18 protein-coding genes are annotated in these 21,084 nt (G+C 61.0%); 5 read left to right on the forward strand and 13 right to left on the reverse strand.

What is annotated here, in order from left to right; translation table 11 throughout:
- Positions 1–2 precede the first annotated feature (2 nt).
- Positions 3–1,553: an FGGY-family carbohydrate kinase gene (locus AB1286_RS21590; protein WP_430365292.1), complete on the forward strand. Its 1,551-nt coding sequence runs from the start codon at positions 3–5 to the stop codon at positions 1,551–1,553.
- 71 nt (positions 1,554–1,624) lie between these two features.
- On the opposite strand, the gene AB1286_RS21595 is transcribed toward AB1286_RS21590, so the two are convergent.
- Positions 1,625–3,298 (reverse strand): alkaline phosphatase family protein, encoded by a 1,674-nt coding sequence (locus AB1286_RS21595; RefSeq protein WP_430365293.1) that lies wholly within the window; start codon positions 3,296–3,298, stop codon positions 1,625–1,627.
- 151 nt (positions 3,299–3,449) lie between these two features.
- Positions 3,450–4,421 carry a transcriptional regulator GcvA gene (gcvA, locus tag AB1286_RS21600; protein ID WP_430365294.1) on the reverse strand — a complete coding sequence of 324 codons (972 nt, stop codon included), beginning with the start codon at positions 4,419–4,421 and terminating at the stop codon, positions 3,450–3,452.
- A 135-nt stretch (positions 4,422–4,556) separates the two neighbouring features.
- Between gcvA and AB1286_RS21605 the strand changes: the two genes are divergently transcribed.
- Positions 4,557–5,771, forward strand: a complete 1,215-nt coding sequence (locus tag AB1286_RS21605; RefSeq protein WP_430365295.1) for an MFS transporter — start codon at positions 4,557–4,559, stop codon at positions 5,769–5,771.
- A gap of 85 nt (positions 5,772–5,856) precedes the next feature.
- Here the strand turns inward: AB1286_RS21605 and cysS are convergent, their stop codons facing one another.
- The 10 genes from cysS to glpD form a co-directional block, all read right to left on the reverse strand.
- Positions 5,857–7,248, reverse strand: coding sequence for a cysteine--tRNA ligase (gene cysS, locus AB1286_RS21610; RefSeq protein WP_430365296.1), 1,392 nt, complete (start codon positions 7,246–7,248; stop codon positions 5,857–5,859).
- Positions 7,249–7,489: 241 nt separating this feature from the next.
- A complete protein-coding gene (locus AB1286_RS21615) occupies positions 7,490–7,951 on the reverse strand; it encodes an NUDIX domain-containing protein (RefSeq protein ID WP_430365297.1) in 462 nt (153 codons plus the stop codon).
- A 22-nt stretch (positions 7,952–7,973) separates the two neighbouring features.
- Positions 7,974–8,336 carry a GNAT family N-acetyltransferase gene (locus tag AB1286_RS21620; protein WP_430365298.1) on the reverse strand — a complete coding sequence of 121 codons (363 nt, stop codon included), beginning with the start codon at positions 8,334–8,336 and terminating at the stop codon, positions 7,974–7,976.
- A 187-nt stretch (positions 8,337–8,523) separates the two neighbouring features.
- On the reverse strand, positions 8,524–8,892 hold the full coding sequence (locus AB1286_RS21625) for a VOC family protein (RefSeq protein ID WP_430365299.1): 369 nt from the start codon (positions 8,890–8,892) through the stop codon (positions 8,524–8,526).
- Positions 8,893–9,006: 114 nt separating this feature from the next.
- Positions 9,007–9,750 (reverse strand): SDR family NAD(P)-dependent oxidoreductase, encoded by a 744-nt coding sequence (locus AB1286_RS21630; protein ID WP_430365300.1) that lies wholly within the window; start codon positions 9,748–9,750, stop codon positions 9,007–9,009.
- 92 nt (positions 9,751–9,842) lie between these two features.
- On the reverse strand, positions 9,843–10,262 hold the full coding sequence (locus AB1286_RS21635; RefSeq protein ID WP_430365301.1) for a hypothetical protein: 420 nt from the start codon (positions 10,260–10,262) through the stop codon (positions 9,843–9,845).
- A 90-nt stretch (positions 10,263–10,352) separates the two neighbouring features.
- Positions 10,353–11,981, reverse strand: coding sequence for an NADP-dependent glyceraldehyde-3-phosphate dehydrogenase (locus AB1286_RS21640; RefSeq protein ID WP_430365302.1), 1,629 nt, complete (start codon positions 11,979–11,981; stop codon positions 10,353–10,355).
- A gap of 44 nt (positions 11,982–12,025) precedes the next feature.
- Positions 12,026–13,447 (reverse strand): pyruvate kinase, encoded by a 1,422-nt coding sequence (gene pyk / locus AB1286_RS21645; RefSeq protein WP_430365303.1) that lies wholly within the window; start codon positions 13,445–13,447, stop codon positions 12,026–12,028.
- An 81-nt stretch (positions 13,448–13,528) separates the two neighbouring features.
- Entirely contained in the window at positions 13,529–15,031 is a 1,503-nt protein-coding gene (gene glpK, locus AB1286_RS21650; protein ID WP_430367276.1) for a glycerol kinase GlpK, read from the reverse strand.
- Positions 15,032–15,127: 96 nt separating this feature from the next.
- Complete coding sequence (gene glpD / locus AB1286_RS21655; RefSeq protein WP_430365304.1) at positions 15,128–16,663, reverse strand: glycerol-3-phosphate dehydrogenase; 1,536 nt, start codon at positions 16,661–16,663, stop codon at positions 15,128–15,130.
- Between the two features lie 285 nt (positions 16,664–16,948).
- Between glpD and AB1286_RS21660 the strand changes: the two genes are divergently transcribed.
- From AB1286_RS21660 to AB1286_RS21670, 3 genes are all read left to right on the forward strand, one after another.
- Positions 16,949–17,677 carry an SDR family oxidoreductase gene (locus AB1286_RS21660; protein WP_430365305.1) on the forward strand — a complete coding sequence of 243 codons (729 nt, stop codon included), beginning with the start codon at positions 16,949–16,951 and terminating at the stop codon, positions 17,675–17,677.
- A 200-nt stretch (positions 17,678–17,877) separates the two neighbouring features.
- A complete protein-coding gene (locus AB1286_RS21665) occupies positions 17,878–18,363 on the forward strand; it encodes an OsmC family protein (protein ID WP_430365306.1) in 486 nt (161 codons plus the stop codon).
- 245 nt (positions 18,364–18,608) lie between these two features.
- Positions 18,609–20,225: a ribonucleotide reductase N-terminal alpha domain-containing protein gene (locus AB1286_RS21670; protein ID WP_430365307.1), complete on the forward strand. Its 1,617-nt coding sequence runs from the start codon at positions 18,609–18,611 to the stop codon at positions 20,223–20,225.
- A 21-nt stretch (positions 20,226–20,246) separates the two neighbouring features.
- On the opposite strand, the gene AB1286_RS21675 is transcribed toward AB1286_RS21670, so the two are convergent.
- Positions 20,247–20,927 (reverse strand): hypothetical protein, encoded by a 681-nt coding sequence (locus AB1286_RS21675; protein WP_430365308.1) that lies wholly within the window; start codon positions 20,925–20,927, stop codon positions 20,247–20,249.
- Between the last annotated feature and the right edge of the window lie 157 nt (positions 20,928–21,084).

Here is a 21,084-nt window from a genome sequence, read left to right on the forward strand (position 1 = left end):
ACATGGAATACGTCATTGGTATCGACATCGGCACGCAAAGTACGAAAGCATTGCTGGTCGATGGGACCGGCGCCATCGTCGCCCGGCATTCGTCCGCCTATCAGCCCGACACGCCGAAGCCGCTTTGGGCCGAGCAATGGCCCTCGGTTTGGTTCGATGCGGTGATCGAGTGCATCGCGCAATGCGTTCGGGCGGCCGGCGAACAAGGCATCGACGCGTCGGCCGTTCGAGCCGTCTGCGTCAGCAGCCTTTACGGCGGATCGGGCATTCCCGTCGATAACGACATGCGGCCGTTGCACCCTTGCTTGATCTGGATGGATCGTCGCGCGACGGCGGAAGTCGATTGGGTTCGCGAGCGCGTCGATCTCGATCGATTGCTCGACATTACGGGCAACGGTGTCGATAGCTATTACGGTTTCACGAAGATGTTGTGGCTGCGCGAGAATCGCCCCGGCGTATGGGCGAATACGCGCTACTTCATGCCGCCGAACGCTTACGTCATCTATCTGCTGACAGGCGAGATCGCGGTCGATCATAGTTCGGCCGGCAATATCGGCGGAGTCTATGACGTTGCACGGCGCGAATGGTCGGATACGACGCTGGACCTGCTCGGCATCCCGGCGACGATGATGCCGGAGCGGCTCGTCGAATCGACCGAGGTCGTCGGCGGACTGCTTTCGCAATGGACCGAGCGACTCGGTCTTCCGGCCGGCACGCCCATTGTCGCGGGGGGCGTCGATGCGGCCGTCGCCACGTTCGCCGCCGGCGCCACGCGCGCGGGGCAGCATGTCGCCATGATCGGCACGAGCATGTGCTGGGGCTATATCCATCAGCACGTCGACGCGCGGCACGGCCTTGTCAGCATGCCTCACGTGTTCAACGGGCTGCGCGATCTCTATGTATTCGGCGGCGCCATCACCGCGGGTGCCTCGGTCACTTGGTATCGCGAGCAGTTCTGTCATGCGGAAACGGAAGTCGCGCGTACGTTGCCGCATGGCGATCCCCACCGATTGCTCGAAGAGGCGGCCGCATCGATCCCAGCCGGCTCGGAAGGCGTGACGTTTTTGCCTTACCTAATGGGCGAACGCAGCCCGGTTTGGGACGCGAAAGCGAGCGGCGCCTTTATCGGGCTCAACCTCGTGCATACGCGCGCGCATCTTTATCGCGCCGTGCTCGAAGGCGTGTCGTTCGCACTGAAGCACAACATGGAAGCGGGCCGCCAGGGGGCCGACGTGCTCGACGACAAGCTGATCGTCGTCGGCGGCGCGGCGCATTCGCCGTTATGGATGCAGATCATCGCGGACATCACCGGCTATCCGGTTTGGACGATCGAAGAAGAGGTGGAGGCGGCGATGGGCGCGGCGCTGCTCGCCGCCGTCGGCGTCAAGCTCGTATCGCATGAGGTCGCGCAAGGCGGATGGGTCCACCTTGTCGAGCGGGCTCGGCCGGACGCGGATCGTCACGCGATGTATAGGGAACGCTTCGATATTTATAAGCAACTCTACCCGGCGCTCAAGCCGCTGATGCACCGGTTGCAAGCGGCCGCGCAATAAGCTGAGTTCGAATCGAGCGGGCAGCGGCCGGTACGTCTACCGCTGCCCGTCGACGTTGCCGATCGACTTCGTTAGCGATCGCGTTCGCAGCCCGGCAGCGGCTGCGTGCCTTCGCGCTCTACCGCGTGCAGCCAGTGCGGCTTCAGATCGAGCAGTCGCAAGATGGTCGGCGCGACTTGCGTCGTTTGGACCGGCGCCGCGATCGTGCGGGCATGATGGATGCCCGGCAGCGAGACGAGCAAGCCGAGGTGGCTATCGTCGGGTGCGTTGCCGCCGTGCTCTTCATCCTTCTTCTTGCTCGACGAGTAGATCACGCCCGGGTTCGGCTGCACGATGATGTCGGGCGTACGGCCGAGCGCCGGATTGCCGAAGCGGTGCGCGACGCTCGAACCGGACAGAATGTACGCTTGCGGCCCGTCTGCGCAAATGCCGGGGGCGTTACACCCCAAGTTCGCTTTCAAGGTCGCCACGGCCGCGTTCAGTTGCGAGGGATCGCGCAGCCAAATGAGGCCGACGTCGTCGGTTTGCACGAAGCCCGTTCCGGCAAGTCCCGTGCCGTCGTTCAAGTTGCCCGAGGCCGTGTTGTTCTGACCGAAATTGCCGTTCGGGTCGAGATAGTTGTTGGCCTCGAGCAGCTTCGTGAGTGTGTCGCCGTTCTTGACCAGCTTCGTATGGTCGGTCGGCGATTGACCGTGCTTGGCCGTCACGATGATCGCCGTGCTCGAGAACAGGTTGCGCTGTTTGAGCGCCTCGACCATCGTCCCGATTGCGGCGTCGGCATACGTAATGGCCGCGGCCACCTGCGGCCCCGGCGTGAAGTCCGCGTCGAGATAGCCGCCGCCCTTGGCGACGGGTGCCTTCTGCGCCACGCTGAGCGTTTGGAAGTTCGTACCGAACAGGGTCGGCACCGCCGCGCTTGTCGTACCCGTCGAATCCTTGCCTTCGATTTCGTTCAAGATCGCCTGGACGTGGAAAGCGTCGAACTTCTCGGTGTGCGTATAAACGTCGGTGTAATCGCTATTTGTCGCCGGATCGATCGAATTGATTTCCGTGCGGGCAAGGTCGTCGACGCCATGGCCGGACGGTCCATTGAGCCAGTCGTAGCCCCAAGCGTGCTTGTCGGCCCAGGCCGTGCGCGCCGTGGGCATGTGCTGTTTGACGACTTCGAAGATCGTGTTGGTCTTGACGTAGTTGTGCGGATAGACGGGCTGACAGACGCCGCCGACGAGCGCGTGCGGAATCGCCTGCGGATTGAATGCGCCGCCGCCGTCGAGGTGAACCAGTGCGCCGCCGTTTTGCGCGTCGATACCCGTCGTTTCGTCGAAGACGACGTTCCAGCCTTGCTTGCCCGTGCAATTCGTATCCGACGGCGCATAGAGCGTGCGGTCGTAGGAGACGTCGTAGAAGAGGCCGGCGCTCTTCGGCGAGCCGCCCGTCACGAGCGCCGCGAGACCCGGGAACGAATCGGAGAGACCGGGCGTATGCGCGCCCGTGTAGGTAATACCCGATTGCGCGAGGGACGCCAAGTTCGGACACGAGTTCGCGCCGATGCAACGCGCGAGGTCTTGTTCGTGGAGACCGTCGATGCTGATCAACAGCACGCGCTCGACGCGTTTGGCGTCACGATCATGGTCGTGATCGCCGCCGAATTCGCTTGCTTGTGCCACGTTGTGCGCCGCGGCCATGGCGATCACGGCGCTCGTGACCGCCGTGCCCAAGTACGACCACCTTCTGCGTCCTTGCATGTTGTCACCTCATCGTTATTAGACAGGAATCGGATCTGCGCGAGCCAATGACTGTCTATGACGAATGCGAATCTGTCGTGAAGGTGACCTTTCGGTATGCTGTCGACGCTTTACATCGCGCTTATGCGTGAGACGCGCGCGATCGCTATTGCTATCGACGCGCCTTTTGTTTGACTCCCTTCCGTGAGGACTCCGAGCGCAAGGGCGCTGCTTTCGCGAGGATCCACTTTTTGAAGGCCAGGACGGCTTTGTCCTCCGCACGCTCGATATTGACGACGAGCGTGTAATCGGGCGCGCGCCATACGGGCTCCGATAGCGGACACACGAGACGTCCCGCGGCGATTTCGCGTTCGATGAGCGGCAGCGACGCCAAGGTCAAGCCGAGGCCTTCTACGGCAGCGCTCAATTGCAGAAAGACGTGATCGAAGTCGAGATGGCGGCTGCCCTGCAACCCTGGCGCGCCGGCTTGGCGCAACCAATCGGTCCAAGCCGTGCGAGTGGTCGTTGAGTGCAGGAGCGTGTGGTTGCGCAGATCGGCGACAGTCGCGATCGGCCGGCTGCGCAGGACGGCCGGACTGCACGCCGGTAGACGCATATCGGGCATCAACGTGGTCGACGTGAGACCGGCGGCGTCTTCGCGGCCCGAGCGCACGCCGATATCGAAGGCATCGCCGACGTAGCGGAGCTTGCGCGAAGTTGTCGAGACTCGGACGTCGATGTCGGGGAAGTCCGTTTGAAATTCCGCGAGCCGGGGCATGAGCCAGTACAGCGCGAAGCTCGGCAGCACGTTGACGCGCACGACGCCCGTTATGCGTCGGGACACCGACTCATGGCGTAACTGAGTCACTGAATGACTGAGGCGTGCAAATGCGCCGTTGACGTCGTTCAGGAGCGCGGCGCCTTGGTCGGTGGGAACGACGCCGCGTGGACGGCGCTCGAAGAGCGGCACGCCGAACCAGTCTTCCAGCAATCGAATCTGTTTGCCGACTGCCCAGTGTGTGACGTGAAGATCGTTCGCCGCGGCCGCGAAACTTCCCAAACGCGCGACGGCCTCGAAATGCCGCAGCGCATTCAAGGGGGGCAATCTTTCCGCGTCCATGCTTGTGCGTTTGTCTTTGGTCATGCCGTGACTTTTTATCCCGGGTGACTCAATTTTACGTTGATTGCGGTTCATTGGCGGCGCACTTAGACTACAAGCATCCCATTTCGGAACGCCGAGTCTTCGCCCCAGCCCGTGCTTGTGCGATGCGGTTGAACCATGAGACTTTTTTCTTTTTCCGGTGCGACGACGAGCATGGGCGATCGAGCCGGTGAGGCGGGTCCCGTTTCGCGTTCGCGCGTATTGTCGCTTTCGTGTCTGGCGCATGCGCTGCATGATGGCTATACCGACATGATCTACGCATTGCTGCCGGTTTGGCAGGCGGACTTCGGACTCGGCTATGGGGCGTTGGCCGTGTTGCGCGGCCTGTATGCCGGCGCGATGGCGGCGTTGCAATTGCCGGCGGGCCGTGTCGCCGGTCGTATCGGCACGCGCGCGACGCTTGCGATCGGAACGTTCTTGGCGGCGCTGGGCTATGCGGTCGCGGGGATGTCGGGCACGTTGATCGGCTTATGTATCGCGCTCGCTATTTCGGGCGCAGGCTCGAGCACGCAGCACCCGTTGGCTTCGGGGGCGATCTCGCGCGTCTATGGCCGCGATGCGCGCGGGCCGCTTAGTATTTACAATTTTTCGGGCGATCTCGGAAAGTCCGCACTTCCGGCGGCAATCTCTTTGCTCATTACCGTTATGCCTTGGCGCCATGCGCTCTGGGCGATGTCGATCGTGGGTGCGCTCGTCGCGATGGTGATTGCACTTTTTCTCCCTTCGGTGCCTAGAGAGGCGTTCCCCGTCGATGAAGCGTCGACGCAAACGCGCGACGGCTCGGGCTCGGGGTTCTCATTGCTGTTCGCGATCGGCGTGCTCGATACCGCTGTGCGAATGGGTTTGCTCACGTTCCTCCCGTTTCTCTTGACGGCGAAAGGGATATCGCGACCGATGATGGGCACGGCGCTCGCACTGGTTTTTATCGGCGGTGCGGCCGGCAAGTTCACGTGTGGATGGCTCGGGGCGCGCGTGGGTGTGATTGGGACGGTGCTTGCAACGGAAGGCGGTACGGCAGCGCTGATTTTCGCGACGGTTTTTCTGCCGTTGACGCCGACGCTGATCCTATTGCCTTTGCTTGGCGTGATGCTCAACGGTACCTCGTCGATTCTTTACGGCACGGTTCCCGAGTTGACATCGGTCGATCGCACCGAGCGGGCGTTTGCGTTGTTTTATACCGGCGTGATCGCGTCCGGGGCGCTCGCGCCGATCGCTTACGGTTTCCTGGGAGACCGAATCGGCGCACCCGGAGCGACCATTGCGACTGCCATCACGGCGCTCGTTATCTTCCCATTGGCTTTCGCACTTCGTCCACGCTTGAGCGGAGCGTAAGGTTAGGCGGGGGGCTAGACGAGGGAGCCGCACGACTCAAGCGGTCCCCTCGATTCGCTTCGGCACACTGCCGATCGGCGCCGGCTTATGCGAGCTCCATCGCGATTTTGGTCGCGCGTTGGCCCTCCTTGCCGTCCTCCACCTTCCAGCCGAGCGTCATGAGCGTTGCGCGAAGGCGATCCGCTTTTGCCCAATCCTTATCCGTTCTCGCTTGTGCACGCTCATTGAGCAACGCCTCGATATCGCCGGGGATGTCGGACACTATGGGCTTCCAATCGCGCAAACCGAGCCCGAGCACCGCATCGAAGCTGTCGAGGGTCGCTTTCAGCGTCGCGGGCGGCAGATCGCTTTTGACGAGTTCCCAAACGACGGCTAGCGCTCGGGGGAGATTCAAATCCTCGTTGACGTTCGCATCGAAGCGCGCCGCGAACGCGTTATCGATGGCACCTCCCTCGGGCCAACTCAAATAATGGTCGCGCAATCGCGTGAGGGCCGTTTGCGCGGCGTCGAGCGCTGCCCAACTGAAATTGAGTTTGCTACGGTAATGCGCCGTCAGGCAAAGATAACGGTAGGCCAGCGGATCGACGTTCCGGCTCTCCAGTGTCTGAAGGCGGATGAAATCGCCGCTCGATTTCGACATCTTGGTTTGAGCATCGAGCGTCAAGAAATGACCGTGCATCCAAAAATTCGCGAGCCGAGTGCCGTGGGCTGCCTGCGTCTGTGCGATTTCATTGCTGTGATGTACGGCGATGTGATCCTCGCCCCCGCAATGGATGTCGAACCAAGCGCCAAGGTACTTCGCCGACATCGCCGAACATTCGATATGCCACCCGGGGAAGCCTCGGCCCCAGGGGCTTTCCCATTCCATTTGGCGTTTCACGTCAGGCGGGCTGAACTTCCACAGTGCGAAGTCCGTGATGTTTCTCTTTGCACCTAGCGAGACGCGTTTGCCCGCTTGTAGGCCTTCGCGATCGAGTCGCGCGAGGTATCCGTAATCGTCTTGCTTGCTCGTATCGAAGTACAGGCCGTCGTCGGTTCGGTAGACGTATCCCGCTTGCTCGAGTTCGCCGATAAAGGCGATTTGTTCGCCGATATGATCGGTCGCGCGGCACCACGTCGAGGGCTCGAGAAGATTGAGCGCGTGCCAGTCGGCGACGAATGCGTCGGTGTAGTGACGAGCGATGGCCCATGCCGATTCGCCGGTTCGGCGGCTGCCTTTCTCCATCTTGTCTTCGCCTTCGTCGGCGTCGGAGGTCAAATGCCCGACGTCCGTGATGTTGACGACGTGCCGAACTTCGTAGCCGTTGCGTATGAGGGTGCGGCGCAAGACGTCCTCGAACAGGTAGGTTCGTAGGTTGCCGATATGCGCGTGGTCATAGACTGTGGGGCCGCAGCAATACATCCCTACCTGGCCGGGGCGAATGGGCGTGAACGGGCGCACGGTGCGCGACCAGGTGTCATACAGCGCAAGCGGCATCGATTGTCTCCAATAACAAAAAGGCCGCCGGTTTTTCAACGGGCGGCCAGAAGGTGATCTGTGACGTGTCGCTAAGTTGCTAGACGCAACTTCCCCTCCGGCATGTTCGGACAACAACATGCGCGCGTTAGCATCGAGAGTGGAATGCTTTGCATAGACATAAGGGCAATCCTAGCCGGCTGGGATTGTTTCGGTCAATAGACCTATATGTCTTATTGGGGCGCCGCTGGACGAGAGAGCGTCAAAATGGGCGGAAGAGTTCGTCTATTGGATAAGGAAGTGCAAGTTCGGGCATCTCTTGTTTGGGGAAATACCGAATGGAGGCGGTTTCTGGGTCTGTAAAAGAGCCTATGCCCCCGATGATCTTGCAGCGGAATAGGGTGACGTTGTATTCGACGCGGTCACCGTTCGGATAGGTATATCTGAAGGCGCGTCCGCCGAACACGCCGGCGATGCCGCAGATATCGACGTCATATCCCGTCTCTTCCCGAACCTCCCGCACGATAGCTTCTTGTGGACTCTCTCCGAGCTCGATTCCCCCCGCAGGCAAGCTCCACATCTCGCCGGACGATTTTTCTTGCAAAAGCAAGTGGCCGTTTGCGTTGTGGATAACGGCTGCAACCGATGGGCTGATGATGAGACGATTGCCGACGATGTCTCGTAGCCAGCGTATGTAGTTTTTGTTGTGGTGCTCGTATGACATTTCGCTCTCCAGCGGTTCGCACTCATCGATTTTCCGACATCGTCCTCGAACGAAAAATCATCGGAATGCTTGTGCCTTTCCGGGGAGCGCCATCCAAATTGTTAAAGCCAAGCGAGTGGTAGAACGGCACCGCGTTCGGCGCCGCATTGACCTTGACGTAGCCTCGATCACCCTGGGAAACGCAGCGCCGCAGTCCTTCCAGCAGTAATGCGCGGCCGATTCCGCGCCGATGGAAGCCCGGATCGACGAAAAGGCTGCACAAATTCCAGAAATCCTTGATCAACACAACGCCGACGATCTTCGATCCATCGACGTATTTCAGATGGACGGCTAAGGTGCGGTGCTCTTGTGCCCAGTGCAAATTCGTTTCGATGTTGGCGAGCACAGCGGACATCTCATCGTTCTCGAGACTGAGGCTGCGTGTGACAACGTAGTGGATTAGCGCACTGACCGCTTCCGTGTCTTCCGGTCCGACATCCAGAACCCGCATCTTGGCCTCGTGTTGTTGCGACGTCTGATCCGATCGTAGGAGGCGGTTGCCCCAACTACGGACGTTTCTTCCGGAGAAGCGCCTAAGCCTCCGCCTTATGGCAAACCACTTCGACGTTGTGTCCATCGGGGCCGATAACGAAGGCCGCGTAATAAGTCGCGTGGTACTGTGGCCGCAGGCCGGGGGCGCCGTTGTCTTTGCCGCCCGCTTCTAGCGCCGCGCGATAAAAAGCGTCGACTTGCTCGCGACGCTCCGCGGTGAACGCCAAATGAAGGCGAGCAGGCGTTTCCTTGGCCGGGCCCAGGCATAGGGACGTCTGACCGTCGTTGCTCATCTCGACTCCCAGCGACCCCTCGGAGACAACCTTGACACCCAACGGTTCGAGAGCCTTTAGGAAAAATGCTTTGCTAGCTTCGTAGTCGCTCACTCCAATTGCGACGTGATCGAACATGAATCCTCCTGAAATCGATGGGCCGGTGGCAAGGCTCCGATGGTATTTATTGCCACGAACGCGCAGTATCCACGAAAAGCACCGACTGCGTTAGCGAAGCGATCCGTAGGCGGGCTATGTCAGATTCAGTCCGCCATCCGAAAGCAAGATTTCGCCGGTCAGATAATCGGAAGCGACGAGCAAAGCAACGGCTTGCGCAATATCCTCCGGGGTAGCAGCGCGCCGCATCGGGGAGCGCTCCTTCCAAAGTTGCTGCGCGTCCGTCCAATCGGCCGTCAGCGGCGTATCCACAAGGCCTGGCGCCACGGCGTTCACCCGTATCTCGGGAGCGAGCGAGAGGGCAAGCAACCGCGTTACGTGGTTGAGTGCCGCTTTCGTCGCGGCATAAGGGATTGATGCACCTTTCGGCCGAACGCCAGCGTGCGAGCTGACGTTGACGACGCAACCCGGCCTTCCACGTTTAGCGGCTTCGCGTAACGCCGGCTGTGCGAGCGCTACGAGGCGAAACGGTGCAACGACATTCGTTTCGTGCAACTCATGCCATACGTCAGGCGTGGCCGCCGCCAAGTCAGCGTGCGGAATGACGCGACTAATACCCGCGTTATTCACTAAAACGTCGAGTCGTCCCCAGGCGGCGGTCGCTTCGTCAATGAGCCTTGCTCGATCGCCGTCATGCGCAAGATCGGCTTGTACGTAAATCGCGGATCCGAGTTCCCGTGCGAGCGCGAGACCCGGCTCGACCGACTGCTTCGAATGCAGGACCACCGAGAAGCCTTCCATCGAGAGCCGGCGAGCGATCGCGGCGCCGATGCCCGATGTGGAACCCGTGACGAGCGCAACAGGAGACGTAGCATTCATAAAGGCGAGGATAGAGATTAAAAGGTTTCTATCCGAGCCATTGTCGGCGATTCCCCGTTCGATGTCGAACGAGAAGCCGCCCCGTGCGACATTCAAGCTGCGACTGAATGCGTTTCTTGCCGAGCGCCCTCGCGGGCGAATAGCTGCCTGAGTTTCCCTTTGGCCTCTATCAGAACCGCGATCGAGACGGTGCTGACTTGGCGATCATAGACGGCTAATACGGGCCGCAGCGCATCTTCCGTATCGGGTTCGATGATCCAGCTATCGGTCTCGTATCCGTGTCGGGCCGCGTTGTCGAGCCTAGCTTCCGCCGCCGAGAAAATAGCGTGTTCGGCTTCGCCGTACCCTTGAGTCCATAGAATGTACGAGAGGTAGGTGGCATGCACGAGTTCGAACAGCAGGTGTTTGCTTCCTCGCCCGGTGCGGCATGCGACGAGCGAGAGATGAGCCGCCAGCAACGTCTCGACGATCTGGCGTCGAGGCAGCGGCGATGACTTTTGTCGTTTGCGCACGGCACGAGCAAAGTATCGTCGACGATAGGAAGCCGAGCGCCGATCGAAGATACCCCGATCGTGCGCCCGGAACGCAATCGACTCGAAAGTTTAAAGAATGAAGTTCGTATTGATGAACCGGCTTGCGTTCGATTGCACGATCGCGCCGATCAGTTGCTTACCGGCTTCATCGACTTTCGTCGAAACCATGGAGCGAATGGAGAACGCGCGCAATGCGTCGTGGACGGAAAGCGTCCCTTCTGCCGAATCCTTGCGTCCGGCAAACGGAAATGCATCCGGTCCTCGCTGACACTGCGTATTGAGATTGATCCGGCAGACTTGATTCGCAAGCGCGTCGACCAACGCGGCAATCGTCGACGGCTCACGCCCGAATAGACTGACCTGCTGGCCGTAATCCGACGTGATGACGTAATTCAGCGTCTCTTCGATATCGTCGAAGTGAGCGATCGGCACGATCGGGCCGAACTGCTCTTCGCGATAAATCTTCATCGAAGCGTTGACGGGATAGACGACCGCGGGATGAAACAGCGTTTCCGTTAGCGTTGCTCCGCCTTCATTGACGACCGACGCCCCGTGCGCCACCGCATCGCGCACGCATTCGCTCAGGTAGTCGCATTTCCCCTTATCGGGCAATGGCGTAATGACGACCCCGTCTTCCCAGGGCATGCCCCGCTTGAGCGCATTGACTTCGGCCGCCATCCGTTCGACGAACGCTTTCGCAATCGAGCTGTGAACCAGGATCATTTTGATCGCGGTACAGCGTTGGCCGTTGAAAGATAGTGCGCCGGCCACGCATTCGCGCACGGCCACGTCGAGATCGGCATCGGGAAGCACGATCGCCGCGTTCTTTGCATCGAGGCCGAGCACGGCACGCAGCCGGTTCGATTTCGGGTGCGACTTCTTCAACTGGTCTGCAACGCGGCTCGAGCCGATAAGCGCAAGGACGTTGATCTTGCCCGTTTCCATCAAGGCGGGGACGATCTCGTGCCCACTGCCGTAGAGCATGTTGATCACGCCGCGAGGAAAAGCGGTCCGCATTGCCTCGAGCATCGGCGCGTAAAGCAGAACACCGAAGCGGGGCGGTTTCAGCAGAACGACGTTGCCCATGATCAACGCCGGGATCAGCGTAGTGAACGTTTCGTTCATGGGGTAGTTATAGGGTCCCAGGCACAATGCGATGCCCAGCGGAGACCGGCGGATCTGCCCCAGCGTTCCCTCTACGATTTGAAACTGCGAACCGGCGTTGTCGAGCTTCTTCAGTTCGGCGATCGTGTCTCGGATATAGGCGATCGTGCGATCGAATTCTTTCTCCGAGTCCTTGAGCGTCTTGCCGATCTCCCACATGATCAGCCTAACGATCTCGGTGCGCTTCGCTAGGATTTGACGGGTGAATTCCTCGACGCAGGCGATCCGCTGCGCGACGCGCATCGTCGGCCAGATTCCTCGGCCGTTGTCATAGGCCGCTTCGGCGGCCGACAAGGCGGAAAGCGCTTCCGGCAAGCCCGCGTCGGGTACGCTGCCAAGCGTCTGCGGGGCAAAAGCGCCGTTCGCGTCGCCTACGACGATCGCCGAACGAATGGAGCGCGTAGCGCCCTTCCAACGTACGAGCTCGCCATCGATGAGTAGGCTGTCTTGATGCAAGGGCGCACCGATCCGGCACGCTTCGGGGATCTCGTCTTCGCGCCAAAATACGTCCGCCACACCCGTCTCCGTGGTCATGTGATGTCCTTTAAGAATTTCGCGATGCTTTGCAAAGCGACGCGTCACTGCCCGGTGGGCCAGACGACACGCAGCAGGTTCGTCGACCCCGGTGTGCCGAAAGGCATGCCGGCTGCGATCAGAATGGGTTTGCTCGCTTGTGTAAATCCGTGCGATTGCGCGGTAGCGCTTGCTTTCGACACCATGTCTTCCGCCGTGTGAGCGTCGTCGATCTCGAACGAGCTGATACCCCATGACAGCGCCAATTGGCGAGCGACCACCTTGTTCGGCGTCAGACTGAGGATGGGGGAGACGGGCCGTTCGCGAGCCACGCGCAAGGCGGTGGCGCCCGAAGTCGTATAGGTCACGGTGGCGCAAACGGGCATCACGCCGGTGATCGTTCGGATGGCGGCGCCGATCGCGTCGGTCGTGTCCGCGCTATCGAGCGGGGCCACCGCATGCATCAGTTGGCGATACGACGGATCCGACTCCGTATGCTCGAGAATGCGGTTCATCATCGAGACCGCTTCGATCGGGTATTTGCCCGAGGCCGATTCCGCCGACAGCATGACCGCGTCCGCGCCGTCGTAGACGGCGGTGGCGACGTCGGAGGCTTCGGCGCGCGTCGGCGTGGCCGAGTTCACCATCGATTCCAACATTTGCGTCGCCACGATGACGGGCTTGCCCGCCTCCCGGCACAGTCGCACGATGCGCTTTTGAATCGCCGGTATGGTTTCGGGCGGCAACTCGACGCCGAGATCGCCCCGCGCCACCATGATCGCATCGGCCGCGTCGATGATTTCTTCGATGCGCGCAACGGCCGAGGGCTTTTCCACCTTGGCGATGAGCTTGGCGCGCGTGCCGATCAACGATCGCGCTTCATGGAGGTCTTCGGGGCGCTGGACGAACGACAGTGCGATCCAATCGACACCTTGCGCGAGCCCGAACTCGAGGTCCGCGCGGTCCTTGGCGGTGAGGGCGGGCAGCGGCAGTGCGACGCTCGGCACATTGACGCCCTTCCGATCCGAAATCACGCCGCCTATCACGACCTCGGTGACGATTCTCGTCAGCGAGACGTCGGTGACCTTGAAGCGCAGAAGACCGTCGTTGACGAGCAAGATGTCGCCGACGCCCGCCGCCGCGAATATCTCCGGATGCGGCAGACATACACGCTCACTGTCGCCCGGCGCCGGATTTTGATCGAAGACGAACGGCGCGCCGGCCGACAGCTCCGCGCGACCGTTTTGGAACGTGGAGATCCGCAGCTTCGGGCCTTGCAAATCGAGCAGCACGCCGATCGGACGCTCGTTGCGTGCCTCGATCTCGCGGATCAGCTTCAGCCTGGCTGCGTGGTCTTCGTAGCTGCCGTGGCTGAAGTTCAACCTAAAGAGGTCGGCGCCGGCCTGATGCAGCGCGTCGATGACCGCTTGCTCGGAGCTGGCGGGGCCCAGCGTCGCGACGATCTTGGTGGCACGATTTCTTGTCATGTCGATTAGGAGTGCTAATTTAATGGTTCGTGTGGTTCAACTGCGAAACGGTCGATCGCTATCGGTGAATGCTAGCCGGTCTCATCCGGCTTCCTGCGCCCATGCCTCGGTGGCCCGCACTGCACGGTGCCAGCCTGCCAAGCGGGTCTCGACTTCCGATGCGCCCAGCGAGGGCGAAAACCGTCGGTCGAGCGCCCATTGCGTCTGAAGTTCGTCGATGTCGCGCCAATATCCGACGGCGAGACCGGCGAGATAAGCTGCGCCGAGCGCCGTCGTCTCGCTGATCTTGGGTCGCACGGCGTCGGCGCCGAGGATGTCGGCTTGAAATTGCATCAACAGATCGTTTGCCGTGGCGCCGCCGTCCACGCGCAACTCATGGATCTTGAGGCCGGCATCCGCCTCCATGGCTTTGAGCACGCCAAGCGATTGATACGCGATCGCGTCGAGCGCTGCGCGTGCGATATGCGCATCGCTGGTGCCTCGCGTCGTGCCGAACAACGATCCTCGTGCGTGCGCATTCCAATGCGGGGCACCGAGGCCCGCGAATGCGGGAACGAGGTAGACGCCGTCGCTATGCGGGACGCTCTCCGCGAGTGTCTGGACGTCTTGGGCGCTTTTGATGATGCCCAGTCCGTCGCGCAGCCATTGCACTACGGCGCCGGCGATGAAAATACTGCCTTCGAGCGCGTAGTCGACACGGTCGCCGATTTGCCAGGCGAGCGTCGTGACGAGATTGTTCTTGGAGGGGATCGGCGTGCCGCCCGTGTTCATCATCAAGAAGCAGCCTGTGCCGTAGGTGTTCTTGACCATCCCCGAGCGCGTACACATCTGGCCGAATAGGGCGGCTTGCTGATCGCCCGCGATACCCGCGAGGGCGATCTTCGACTCGAACACAGGCGTCTTCGTGTAGCCGTAGATTTCCGACGAACCCTTGACTTGCGGAAGCATGTTGCGCGGAATCTCGAAGAGATCGAGCAGTTCGTTGTCCCACTCGCGCGTATGGAGATTGAACAGCATCGTGCGCGATGCGTTCGTTGCGTCCGTCGCATGGACTTCGTGGTTCGTGAAGTTCCAGAGGAGCCAACTGTCGACGGTACCGAACGCGAGCTTGCCGAGCCGCGCTTTCTCGCGGGCGCCCGGTACGTTATCGAGAATCCAGCGGATCTTGGTCGCCGAGAAGTAGGCGTCGATCGGCAACCCGGTTTTCGCGCGCACCGTTTCTTCGAGGCCGCGTGCCTTGAGGGCTTCGCACATCTGCGCTGTGCGGCGGTCCTGCCAGACGATCGCGTTGTAGATGGGCTGGCCCGTTTCTCGGTCCCACACGATCGTCGTCTCGCGCTGATTCGTGATGCCGATCGCGGCGATCGATTGGCTGCTCAATCCGGCGCGCATCACGCATTCGGTCGCGACGCCTGTCTGCGTGGACCAAATCTCGTGCGGGTCGTGCTCGACCCAGCCGGGTTGCGGATAGATTTGACGAAATTCTTTTTGGGCGACCGAAACGATCTTGCCTTCGCGATCGAACAAAATCGCACGCGAGCTCGTCGTCCCTTGATCGAGGGCGAGGATGTACTGGTCCTGCATTTGTCTACGCTCCATGTGTTTTTGTATTAGGCGCGGGTCGTTCGATTGCCCGCGCCCTATGTTGCAGGGCGGCCTGCAAGTGTTGCCGTCACGCCCTCAAATCGTGGCGGCCGCTGCCACCTGCTCGGGGGCGAGCCACGCATCGATATCGCGTGTCACGCGTCCGAGTTGCGCGGCGTCGATGTGAAGCCCGAGCTTCGTGCGGCGCCATAGCACGTCCTCGGCACTACGCGCCCATTCGACGTCGCGCAGATAGCGCAGCTCCGCTTCGTACAGGTCGGGGGCGAACCGGCGGCCGAGATCCGCGAGCGAGCGCGCACCGGACAGCATTTTGTCGGCGCGCGTGCCGTAGGCGTGCGCATAACGCAGCGCCAGCGCGGCCGGCAACCATGCATGGCGAGTGGCGAATCGTTTCGCGAAGGGTTCGAAATTTGCGTCGTCGATGTCGCCGCCCGGCAGCGGCGCGTCCGCGGTCCAAGATGCGGCGCGATGCCCGAGTGCATGTGTCAACGTATCGACGGCTTGCTCGGCGAGCTTGCGGAACGTCGTGATCTTGCCGCCAAAGACCGATAAGAGCGGAGCCTGGCCCGCAGCCGCTTCGAGTTCGAGCTTGTAGTCGCGCGTGGCGGCGGACGGGTTATCGGTGTCTTCCTCTTGCAGCAGCGGACGGACGCCCGAGTAAGTCCAGCAGACGTCGCGCGGCGAAATGTTCCGCTTGAAGTAGCGGTTGATCGATTCGCACAGATAGCGGGTTTCCGCGTCGTCGATCACGACCTGCGCCGGGTCGTTTCGATACTCGACGTCGGTTGTGCCGATCAGCGTGAAGTCGCGCTCGTAGGGAATGGCGAAGATGATGCGCTTATCCGGGTTTTGGAAAATGTAAGCGTGATCGTGGTCGAACAGGCGCCGCGTGACGATGTGGCTACCCTTCACGAGCCGAATCTCATGCTGAGCTTTGCGGCCGAGAGCCCCGGTAAGCAATTCGCTGACCCACGGCCCGGCAGCGTTGGCGATCGCGCGTGCGCGAACCTCCATCGTAGTGCCGTCCTCAAGCCGCAATTGCGCATGCCACTGGTCGCCTTTGCGCGCCGCGTTCACGAGCTTGGTACGCGTTAGTACGTTCGCGCCGCGCTCGCTCGCATCGAGCGCGTTGAGCACGACGAGCCGAGCGTCGTCGACCCAGCCGTCCGAGTAGACGAAGCCGCGCGAGATCGAATCCACGAGCGGCGCGCCGGCCGGATGGCGGCGCATATCGATCCCGCCAGAGCCGGCCAGGCGTTTGCGCCGGGCGAGATGGTCGTACAAAAACAACCCCGTTCGAATCAGCCATGCCGGGCGCAGGTTCGGCATGTGGGGCATCACGAAGCGAAGCGGCCGAATGATGTGCGGCGCGGCGGCGAGCAATGTCTCGCGTTCTTGTAGCGCCTTGCGTACGAGTCCGAACTCGCGGTACTCGAGGTAGCGCAAGCCCCCATGGATCAGCTTGGTGCTTGAAGACGACGTATGCGCCGCCAGATCGTCCTGCTCGCAAAGCAGCACGGAGAGCCCGCGACCGGCGGCATCGCGTGCGATGCCCGCCCCGTTGATCCCGCCCCCGACGACGAGCAGATCCACTACCTGCGTTGCACACATTGAACGTCTCCTGATCGAAATCGCGCGCGAAATGCCGTTTTGCGAATGTTACCGAAAAAAATCGAACATTGGAATTTCGAAAACGAACATTTTGAGCGTATTGATCGTGCCCCGTTTTTGATGAGTTGCCGCATGCCCCTTTCCCCGACGGCCGACATCGCATCCGTTCGTGGTTGCTGCGCTTCGCCTTGACAACCGATCCGGCGCATAAGATCATTTGATCGTCATATGAGCAAATGATCTATTTGACCCTCGCGGGCGACATCGACAAAAAAGGCGGAGACGATGGCAGGAGAACTGAACGGCAAGGTCGCGTTGGTGACAGGCGCGGCGTCTGGGATCGGTCTGGCGAGCGCCGATGCGTTGCTATCGGCCGGCGCGCGTGTCGTGCTGGCGGACCGCGACGAGCCTGCCTTGAATGCGCTCTGCGCCGAACGTGGCGAGCGCGCCATCCCGCTGGTCGTCGATTTGCTCGATAGCAAGGCCTGCGCCGCGCTGGTCCCTCGCGCGCTGCAATTGGCCGGGCAGATCGATATCTTGCACGCCAACGCGGGCACTTATGTCGGCGGCGATCTGGTCGATGCGGACACCGATGCGATCGATCGGATGCTGAACCTGAACGTCAATGTCGTGATGAAAAACGTACATGACGTCTTGCCCCATATGATCGAGAGACGGACCGGCGATATCGTCGTGACGAGTTCGTTGGCTGCGCATTTCCCTACGCCATGGGAGCCGGTCTACGCCTCGTCGAAATGGGCGATCAACTGTTTCGTGCAAACGGTCCGCCGCCAGGTGTTCAAGTACGGTATCCGTGTCGGCTCGGTTTCGCCGGGCCCTGTGATCAGCGCATTGCTTGCGGATTGGCCGGAGGAGAAGCTCAAAGAGGCCAAAGAATCGGGCAGCCTCATCGAGGCAAGCGAAGTGGCATCGACGATCCTTTTCATGCTGACGCGGCAACGTGGGGTGACGATCCGTGACGTTGTCTTGATGCCGACCAACTTCGATCTATAGGCTCGCTTAGCGGCGCCTAGGCGGTCGAGCGAATCGACGTGTCGCCGGCGCCAACCACGTGCAGACCCTCCTTTGCTTTGGTATACCAAAATACCATTTTGTGTCAGAATACGATCCGTGGGTTAGCGCGACGAGGCGGGTGCCGCCCACAGCGATCCGCCGTCGCGAAGTCAACGTTTCGAATACGGACGGGCAATGCAATGGCATACGGCGAACACACCTATCGCGTTTCGGTGCAATGGACGGGAAACAAGGGCAGCGGCACTTCGGGGTATCGCGCGTACGGGCGCGACCACGTCATTCGCGCGGGGGCGAAGCCAGACATTCCGGGCTCGTCCGATCCTGCGTTTCTCGGTGACGCCACGCGTTGGAATCCCGAGGAATTGCTGTTGGCGTCGGCATCGGCTTGCCATAAGCTGTGGTACCTCCACCTCTGCGCCGATGCGGGCATTCGCGTGGTCGACTACTTCGACGACGCGCGCGGCACGATGTTGGATAGCCCCGAGCAGGGGCGCTTCACGGAAATCGTTTTGCACCCGCACGTCGTGATTCGCCGTGGCGACGATCGAGCGTTGGCCGTGGAGCTTCACCACAAAGCCCACAGTCAATGCTATGTGGCGAATTCGGTCAATTTCCCGATCAGATGCGAACCGATCGTCGACTACGAGGACAGCAGCGACGTTTAAAGCTGCAACGCAAGTCGATCGTCCACAGCAGCGCTCAGTCATGAGGAAGCGGCCCCCGAATCATGCCTCTCAGTATCTGAAAGCGAGGTCCTTGGGCCGCCTTGACAGGCCTCGCTTCTCGTCTAGCTTTTAACCAAATTCGTCCGCACTTCGCACGCTTGATGCAATCGCCTAGTCCCCGGCGTAAAGACGAATCGACCGTTGGTTCTAAGTTATTCAACCGATATCTGAGAAACGCAATCCTTATGCAATCCCAGCATGAGGGCACGATTCTGTCCGCGCAGGACGTGAGCCTTCTGATTTGGTCGTCGAAATACCGCATACGCGACGCACATGGGTACGCCGAAGCCAGCCTCGAGGAGACGTTCGCGAGAGTCGCGAACGCGCTTTCGATGAATGAAGTTCCGCACCTGCGACAGGCCTGGTCCCGCGCGTTTCTGCGTTGCATGAGTACTTTCGAGTTTCTGCCGGCCGGTCGCGTGCTTCGAAACGCGGGGCGTGCTGGCGCGGGAACGATGGTCAGTACCTTCGCAATGCCCGCTCTGACTACCCACAATTGGCTCGGCACGGCTAAGACGGCGCTTCGAACGATGGTGTCCGGCGGCGGCATCGGCCTGAACTTCCAGGGCGACGCGTACGCGCGAGCCGATCGAGGTCGGCTGCGCCGCGATCTCGAGTTTTGGCAGTCGATCGCGACAAAGGCGATGGCGTCACCCGAAGGGCGCGCCGCAATGATCGGCCTTATTCCCGCCGACCATCCCGAGATCCGTGAATTCATCAACGCAAAAAGCCGGATCGGCGATCTCAGTCAATTCAATCTATCGGTTTTGGTCTCGCACGACATACTCGAGCGCGAAGATGAACTGATCCGCGCGATTTGCGAATCGATCGTCGATACCGGCGAGCCGGGCGTTCTCTTTATCGACAATATCGCCGTATCCGACAATTTGCGGACCATCGAGAAGATCGTCGGCACGAACTCATGCTGCGAGCAACCGTTGCCGGCGTTCGGATCCAGCCCGCTCGGCTCCGTCAACGTCGCCCGATTCGTCGATAGTCCGTTCACGCTCGAAGCGCGGATCGATTTCGATCGGCTTGACGCCGTGGTGTGCACCGCAATTCGAATGCTCGATAACATCATCGAGCTGGAGCGCTACCCCACCGAACGGCAAACGTCGGTCGCGAGAAGTACGCGGCGAGTCGGACTCGGGATCATGGGGCTTGACGATGCCCTTCGGATGCTCGGCATGGAGTACGGGTCCGAGGACAGCTTGGACACCGTTGCCGCTTTGCTGCGTCGAGTGCGTGCGGCGTCCTATGCGGCATCGATCGAATTGGCCGCCGAGCGCGGTGCGTTTCCCCGCTTCGGCGCGAGCCAATTCACGACGGGTCCCGGTTGGCTCGGCGTCGAGGATTCCGGTGCGTGCGGCCTATTCTTTCGCCGCGGTATTCGAAACGGCGCGTTGACTGCGATCGCACCTGCTGGGTCGCTCGCGCTGTTGGCCGGTAACGTAAGCGCCGGTATCGAGCCCACCTATTCGCGGCAGCAAACGAGAACGATACGGATCGACGGCGTTCCCCAGACGTTCCGGTTGCAACCGTGTTGGGCGGGACAGGCTCCGAGCTACCTCGATCGTAGCCCCTCCGGCGGTTACGCTACCGACATTTCGGCGTCGGCGCATGTTCGCGTGGTGGGGCAGGCCCAGCGATACGTCGACGGTGGAATTTCCAAAACGGTGAACCTGGGCGAGCACGCCTCGGCGCAAGATGTGCGGGCCGCGATTCACTTGGGTCACGCACTCGGTGTCAAAGGGCTCTCGTTCTATCGGGAGCACTGTCGGCGGTTGCCCGTTTTAGTTTAGCGATTGCGTTCTTGCGCCCGATCAGGATGCCGAGGCAGCGAGGCGCCGCAAGATTTCTTCGCGTTCCGCACTTAGCACATGATCTGCGCCTTCGCCGCGGTCGTAGCGTTTGTCGGTCTTGTAGGAAAACATCTTCTGGTAGCGATGCGTCGTGGGATCGAATTCCCAGGCATCGACTTCGAAGAAGTGCGCGCCGAAATGGTCCTCGCCATCGCCCCAGATATAGTCGGCTCGCACGAAAACCGGGTATGCCGATACCTCCGGCACATTCCACATCGCGCGGTCGGCCATCTCGGTTTCGGTGACTTCGGGCATCAGATTTTCGATCGTGCCGTCCGCACGATAGCGCAGGAGCGCGACGCGCTCCAACATTCCGCTGCCGCCCCCGAAGAACATTCCGGAGAAGAAGACCCAGGAGCCGCCCGACGATAGCGGCAGCCGCTCCGATTGCGGCTTCAGTCCGAATTGATAGACGTCGCTCTTGGATTTCGGTAGCGGCGCAGGGGGCATTTCGAAGCAGGACGTGCCGCCTGGAAGCAGGCAAAGCTTGACGCCGGACAGCGGCAGGCCGTCATCGTCCAGTTTGCCTTCTAGTTGCTTGAAGTGCGGGAATGCGAGCTCTGGCGATGCAGCCTGGGCGCCGGTCATCCCAAGGACGAATAAGCTCAAGAATACCGAAAGCGCCCTAAAGCCGGATTTCATTTTTTGATTCCATTATGCGTGTGGCGGTGCGCGGGTTTATGCGGTTCGGATTGCGGCGGCAATCGAATTGGGAAAGGACCGAAGTCTACCCGAATCGCGTGTAGGGACTGGCGAGTAAAGACGTTACGATGGCCTGAGATGGACTGGTCATGAGCCA

It is taken from the genome of Trinickia sp. NRRL B-1857 (assembly GCF_050470685.1).
Classification (GTDB): domain Bacteria; phylum Pseudomonadota; class Gammaproteobacteria; order Burkholderiales; family Burkholderiaceae; genus Trinickia.

What these genes read in the sequence shown, in the direction of transcription:
- AB1286_RS21590 (WP_430365292.1), top strand. Translation starts at nt 3, where the DNA reads ATGGAATACGTCATTGGTATCGACATCGGCACGCAAAGTACGAAAGCA.
- AB1286_RS21595 (WP_430365293.1), bottom strand. Translation starts at nt 3,298, where the DNA reads ATGCAAGGACGCAGAAGGTGGTCGTACTTGGGCACGGCGGTCACGAGC.
- gcvA (WP_430365294.1), bottom strand. Translation starts at nt 4,421, where the DNA reads ATGACCAAAGACAAACGCACAAGCATGGACGCGGAAAGATTGCCCCCC.
- AB1286_RS21605 (WP_430365295.1), top strand. Translation starts at nt 4,557, where the DNA reads ATGAGACTTTTTTCTTTTTCCGGTGCGACGACGAGCATGGGCGATCGA.
- cysS (WP_430365296.1), bottom strand. Translation starts at nt 7,248, where the DNA reads ATGCCGCTTGCGCTGTATGACACCTGGTCGCGCACCGTGCGCCCGTTC.
- AB1286_RS21615 (WP_430365297.1), bottom strand. Translation starts at nt 7,951, where the DNA reads ATGTCATACGAGCACCACAACAAAAACTACATACGCTGGCTACGAGAC.
- AB1286_RS21625 (WP_430365299.1), bottom strand. Translation starts at nt 8,892, where the DNA reads ATGTTCGATCACGTCGCAATTGGAGTGAGCGACTACGAAGCTAGCAAA.
- AB1286_RS21630 (WP_430365300.1), bottom strand. Translation starts at nt 9,750, where the DNA reads ATGAATGCTACGTCTCCTGTTGCGCTCGTCACGGGTTCCACATCGGGC.
- AB1286_RS21640 (WP_430365302.1), bottom strand. Translation starts at nt 11,981, where the DNA reads ATGACCACGGAGACGGGTGTGGCGGACGTATTTTGGCGCGAAGACGAG.
- pyk (WP_430365303.1), bottom strand. Translation starts at nt 13,447, where the DNA reads ATGACAAGAAATCGTGCCACCAAGATCGTCGCGACGCTGGGCCCCGCC.
- glpK (WP_430367276.1), bottom strand. Translation starts at nt 15,031, where the DNA reads ATGCAGGACCAGTACATCCTCGCCCTCGATCAAGGGACGACGAGCTCG.
- glpD (WP_430365304.1), bottom strand. Translation starts at nt 16,663, where the DNA reads ATGTGTGCAACGCAGGTAGTGGATCTGCTCGTCGTCGGGGGCGGGATC.
- AB1286_RS21660 (WP_430365305.1), top strand. Translation starts at nt 16,949, where the DNA reads ATGGCAGGAGAACTGAACGGCAAGGTCGCGTTGGTGACAGGCGCGGCG.
- AB1286_RS21665 (WP_430365306.1), top strand. Translation starts at nt 17,878, where the DNA reads ATGGCATACGGCGAACACACCTATCGCGTTTCGGTGCAATGGACGGGA.
- AB1286_RS21670 (WP_430365307.1), top strand. Translation starts at nt 18,609, where the DNA reads ATGCAATCCCAGCATGAGGGCACGATTCTGTCCGCGCAGGACGTGAGC.
- AB1286_RS21675 (WP_430365308.1), bottom strand. Translation starts at nt 20,927, where the DNA reads ATGAAATCCGGCTTTAGGGCGCTTTCGGTATTCTTGAGCTTATTCGTC.